Raw genomic sequence first — 5,254 nt, 5'->3', positions numbered from 1 at the left:
CTTGTGTTCTGAGATGGAGTGCCTTATTGTAAACCAATCTTACACAGCCCAAAGTGCGCCGCAATAGCGACTCTTGTTCGGGTGTGGGGTAAAATCGGAACGAGTAGGCTTTTTCCATGTCTCACATTCTAGCATATATTTCGTAAATGTTCTAATATTTAACAGTAAAGCCGTCGTAGAACGACGGGGTTTCAGACCCAAATTTTCGATGACCAACTCATGGCTGATGCTCTTAAAGCTACTGGACTCTCTTATTCTTTGTGTGATAAGTTTGACTTATATAGTACCCATCGATCTTTGTGTCTCTGTGGTTCGTTCCCCTCACTATTTATTGCCGGCAGTCTTCATTGACTATCTAGACCAAAAAAGCCAGTCTTCCCTAATTTTTCGGGAAAACTGGCCAAGCTAATCTTGAGATTTTAACCGACGTTAGCGGTTTGTTTTTGGCTAAAAAATGCCGCTAAAACCTGTTGGGCAATCTGGGGACTGGTTAAACCCAAATCAGCGAAGGATTCCTCTGGTGTTGCGTGGTCCACTAATTTATCGGGAACCCCGAAACGCTTGACCGGAACTAGAATATTAGCATCCTGTAAAGCTTCCAAAACCGCAGAACCAAAACCACCCATCAAACAACCTTCTTCTAAAGTCACCACTTTACCAAGACGTTGGGCAAGGGGAAAGATAAGTTCTGTATCAAGGGGCTTGACAAAACGAGCATTAACCACTGTGGCTTCGATGCCGTGTTCGCTGAGGATTTCGGCCACCTGTAGGGAAGTGTTGACCATCGTGCCGTATCCCAACAGGAGAATATCATCGCCACTGCGGAGAATTTCGCCCTTACCGATGGGTAAAGCTTCCCAACCCTCTTCCATCAGGGGAACCCCTAAACCGTTGCCCCGGGGGTAACGCATGGCAATGGGGCCGCTGGTATGATTAATCCCCGTCACCACCATTCTTTGCAGTTCCGCCTCATCTTTGGGGGCCATAATGGTCATATTGGGGATACAACGCAGGTAGGCGATATCGTACATCCCTTGGTGGGTCGGTCCATCGGCCCCGACAATACCGGCCCGGTCCATGCAGAAGAAAACCGGTAGATTTTGAATGCAGATATCGTGAATAATCTGATCAAAAGCCCGCTGCAGGAAAGTAGAGTAAATAGTGACAACCGGGCGCATTCCTTCGCAAGCAAGACCACCAGCGAGAGTAACGGCGTGTTGTTCGGCAATTCCCACATCGATGTACTGTTTCGGCAGTTTTGCTTGAAATTTGTCTAATCCCGTCCCAGTAGCCATGGCGGCGGTGATACCGATAATGCGCGGGTCATTTTCCGCTAATTTAGTGAGAGTATGCCCGAAAACTTTAGAATAAGCGGGGGGTTTCGGTTTACTGGAGGGAATCGGTTTACCCGTGGCTAAATTAAAGGGATTTTGGGCATGATAACCCACTTGATCTTTTTCGGCCCATTCGTAGCCTTTGCCTTTAACGGTGGCAACGTGGACGAAAACCGGTCCGTGGACCTTATGGGCCTGTTTAAAAGTGGCGATTAATTCGGGAATATTATGACCATCAATCGGGCCAAAATATTTAAAGCCCAATTCTTCGATGACCGCGCCAACCTTGGGAACTGCTAACCGTTTCATCCCTTCTTTGACTCGTTCCATTTCGGGAGTGAGGGAATCCCCGAAGAAGGGTAGATTTTTAAATTGTTCTTCGAGATTATCGGCGATAAACTGGACGGGTTCGCTTAGACGAACTTTATTGAGATAGCGGGAAATTGCCCCGACGTTGGGGGAAATGGACATCTCGTTATCGTTGAGGATAACCATGATGTTGGTGTTCGGTAAATGTCCAGCATGGTTAATCGCCTCTAGGGCCATACCCCCGGTTAAAGCGCCATCCCCGATGATCGATACCACCTTGAAATCTTCCCCCTTGGCATCCCGGGCTAAAGCCATTCCTAACCCCGCAGAAATGCTCGTAGAGGCGTGTCCAGCCCCAAAATGGTCAAATTTGCTCTCGCAACGTTTTAGATAGCCCGCAACGCCGTTTTTTTGGCGCAGGGTGTGAAAATCGTTATAGCGACCGGTGAGGAGTTTATGCGGATAAGCTTGGTGTCCCACGTCCCAAAGGACTTTATCTCGATCGAGATCGAGGGTCTGGTAAAGGGCGATCGTTAGTTCTACGACTCCTAACCCCGGTCCCAAATGTCCACCGGTAGCGGCGATCGTCTGGAGGTGTTTTTCGCGAATCTGACGGGCAATATCTTCTAATTGACGGAGTGATAAACCATGTAACTGGTTGGGATGAGTAATTTCACTTAGGTGCATATCGGCTTCTTTTTCAAAGTAGTTTATCCCTATACCAACTGTATAGGATTTTCAGCCTGAGATGAGGGAAAATCTAGGCTAATCTGGCCGCCGTGCGTAAAATTTGGCCGGCTAACATGGCAGCCCCAAAACCATTATCGATATTAACCACACCGATACCGACCGCGCAGGAATTGAGCATAGTTAACAAAGGAGCAATACCACCGAAACTGGTTCCGTAACCGATACTGGTGGGAACGGCGATCACCGGGCGATCGACTAATCCCGCTACCACACTTGGTAAGGCTCCTTCCATTCCCGCAACAACAATTAACACATCGGCAGCATCCAGTAGATGGCGATGATTCAAGAGGCGATGAATTCCCGCTACTCCCACATCCCAGAGACGCTGCACGGAAAAACCGCATAATTGAGCAGTAACCGCCGCCTCCTCCGCTACGGGAATATCGGCAGTTCCCGCCGTTAGGATGGAAATTATCCCTTTTGGGGGATTTTCTGGGGCAGCTGCGGCAATGGCACAGATGCGGGCTAAGGGATAATAAACTAAGTCTGTCACCTGTTCCTGTAGCTGGGCTGCTATCTCTGCTTCAATGCGGGTGGCCATAACCACGGGACTATTTTGACGCAAAACACCGATAATTTGGGCGATTTGAGCGGTGGTTTTACCCGGCCCCCAGATAACCTCCGGAAATCCCGTTCTTAATTGACGATGATGGTCAATTTTAGCGAAGTCTTCCACCGGTTCAAAGGCCAGATGTTTAAGTTTATCTAAGGCTGTCTCCGGGTTAATTTCTCCTCTGGCAACGGCGGTCAGCAGCGATCGCAAATCGGCAGCATGGAACATGGTCAGTTATCAGTTATCAGTTATCAGTTATCAGTTATCAGTTATCAGTTTTCAGCTATCAGTCATCAGATTTGAGTTTTCAGTGAACAATATTAAGTGGCAAGTTCCGAGATTTCTTTTCACTGTTTACTGATCACTGATTACTGCTCACTGCTCACTGCTATTAGGAGGCCATGGTAGCTGCGGGACGACGGCGGCGATAAGTACGATTGTTCGCTGGTTCCGTTGCCGCCGCTTGCAGGAGGAAAATCACTAGGGGTTGACTCTGTAACTCCCGTTTGATTAAACGTTGCAAAGTCGTCTCGATTTCGGCCCGCAAACCGGCCCAATCCGTGGCCCCCGTGGCGGTTTTAAATTCACCGATGCGATCGCTTAAACAGCGTTCGATCGCCCGAATAATTAGCTGATTCAGCAGCGAGATTTCCACTTTTGTCACCACACCGCGCAAATTAATCTCTGGGGGTGCGCTTAATTGTCCCTCCCCGTTAACGAAGGTTGCGATCGTAATCACACCATCTTCGGCTAACTGTTGTCTTTCCTGCATAATGTGTTCGTGGACCACACCCGCTTGATCGACTAACTCGATTCCCGAAGGCACTGGCGCGCCGATGGCAATGCGATCGCCAGTTAACTCGATCGTGTCACCATTTTTGACAATTACCATATTTTCGGCGGGAATACCCATACTTTGGGCCATCTGAGCGTGTTTGACCAGCATTCGGTGTTCTCCATGCACTGGCACAAAAAACTTCGGCCGGGTCAAAGATAGCATCAATTTATGGTCTTCTTGGGAACCATGGCCGGAAACGTGAATTCCCTTATCGCGTCCGTAAACTACGTTAGCACCCTGCATCATCAGGCGATCAATTGTATTGACCACAGCGATCGTATTACCCGGAATCGGATTAGCGGAAAAGACAATCGTATCCCCCTGACGCACGCGAATATGAGGATGTTCACCCTTAGAAATCCGCGTCATGGCCGCTAAAGGTTCCCCCTGGGAGCCTGTGGTTAAAATGACGATTTTATCATCGGCTAAATTGCGGGTCGCTTTCAAGGGTTCAAACAGATCATCGGGACATTTTATATACCCCAAATTACGCGCATGAGCGATGACATTTAACATCGATCGACCCACTACCACCACTTTCCGGTTAAATTTCTGGGCCAATTTCAACACCAGATTAATCCGATGCACCGAAGAGGCAAAGGTAGTGATCATAATCCGTCCCGTTGCTTGGTTAAAAACCCGCTCTAAACCGGGATAAACGGAAGCTTCCGAAGGAGTATAACCGGGTACTTCTGCGTTAGTGGAATCACTCAATAAACATAGCACCCCTTTCTCGCCATGTTCGGCAATTTTTTGTAGATCAAAAAATTCGCCATCCACGGGAGTATGGTCAATTTTAAAATCTCCCGTGTGAATAACTACCCCTAAAGGAGTGTGAATTGCTACACAAAAACTATCGGCGATCGAGTGGGTATTGCGGATATATTCCACCATGAAAGATTTACCTAAACGCACCATTTGCCGAGGAGCAACGGTTTCTAATTTGGTACGATTTGCTAATCCTGCTTCTTCCAATTTATCCCGCAATAAAGCCATCGCTAGGCGCGGACCGTAGATAATTGGCACATCAAATTGTTTGAGATGGTAGGGAATGCCACCGATATGATCTTCGTGACCGTGGGTGACGATCATACCCTTAATTTTATGGCGATTTTCTCTTAGATAAGTCATATCGGGAAGCACTACATTGACCCCGTGCATATCATCGGAAGGAAAAGCTAAACCGGCATCCAAGAGAATAATCTCATCATCGTACTCAAAAACACAGGTGTTTTTGCCGATTTCGTGTAGTCCTCCTAGGGGAATGATCTTTAGTTTTGCTTGGGTTTTATCTTGATTCATTAGGTGTCCTTTGATGGTAAGTTATGGTGATTTTTCAGGTGGTTTTTTTGGACGGGAAATCTCAAAAAATGAATAGTTAGAATAAGTCGAACTAGGTAAATAACACCTAGCTAAACTCACTTAGTATCAATACTTCCTAGCAGTTCTAAACTATATTTCTTTTCTTCT

4 protein-coding genes are annotated in these 5,254 nt (G+C 47.3%); all 4 read right to left on the bottom strand.

The genetic code is table 11. The annotated features are described in order from the left end of the window. Positions 1–118: helix-turn-helix domain-containing protein (locus PX636_RS02580; RefSeq protein WP_287713118.1), on the bottom strand; the 118-nt coding region annotated here is incomplete at its 3' end. Between the two features lie 301 nt (positions 119–419). After that, entirely contained in the window at positions 420–2,330 is a 1,911-nt protein-coding gene (gene dxs / locus PX636_RS02575) for a 1-deoxy-D-xylulose-5-phosphate synthase (protein WP_002803695.1), read from the bottom strand. 73 nt (positions 2,331–2,403) lie between these two features. Next, positions 2,404–3,174 (bottom strand): nickel pincer cofactor biosynthesis protein LarB, encoded by a 771-nt coding sequence (gene larB / locus PX636_RS02570; protein WP_104395804.1) that lies wholly within the window; start codon positions 3,172–3,174, stop codon positions 2,404–2,406. A gap of 163 nt (positions 3,175–3,337) precedes the next feature. Continuing rightward, positions 3,338–5,086: a ribonuclease J gene (locus PX636_RS02565; RefSeq protein WP_288116138.1), complete on the bottom strand. Its 1,749-nt coding sequence runs from the start codon at positions 5,084–5,086 to the stop codon at positions 3,338–3,340. Positions 5,087–5,254: the final 168 nt, after the last annotated feature.

The organism is Microcystis sp. M53598_WE2, assembly GCF_030067735.1.
In the GTDB taxonomy this organism is placed as follows: domain Bacteria; phylum Cyanobacteriota; class Cyanobacteriia; order Cyanobacteriales; family Microcystaceae; genus Microcystis; species Microcystis aeruginosa.
Note: the sequence above shows the minus strand (reverse complement) of the source record. Positions and strands in the feature narration are given on the sequence as shown.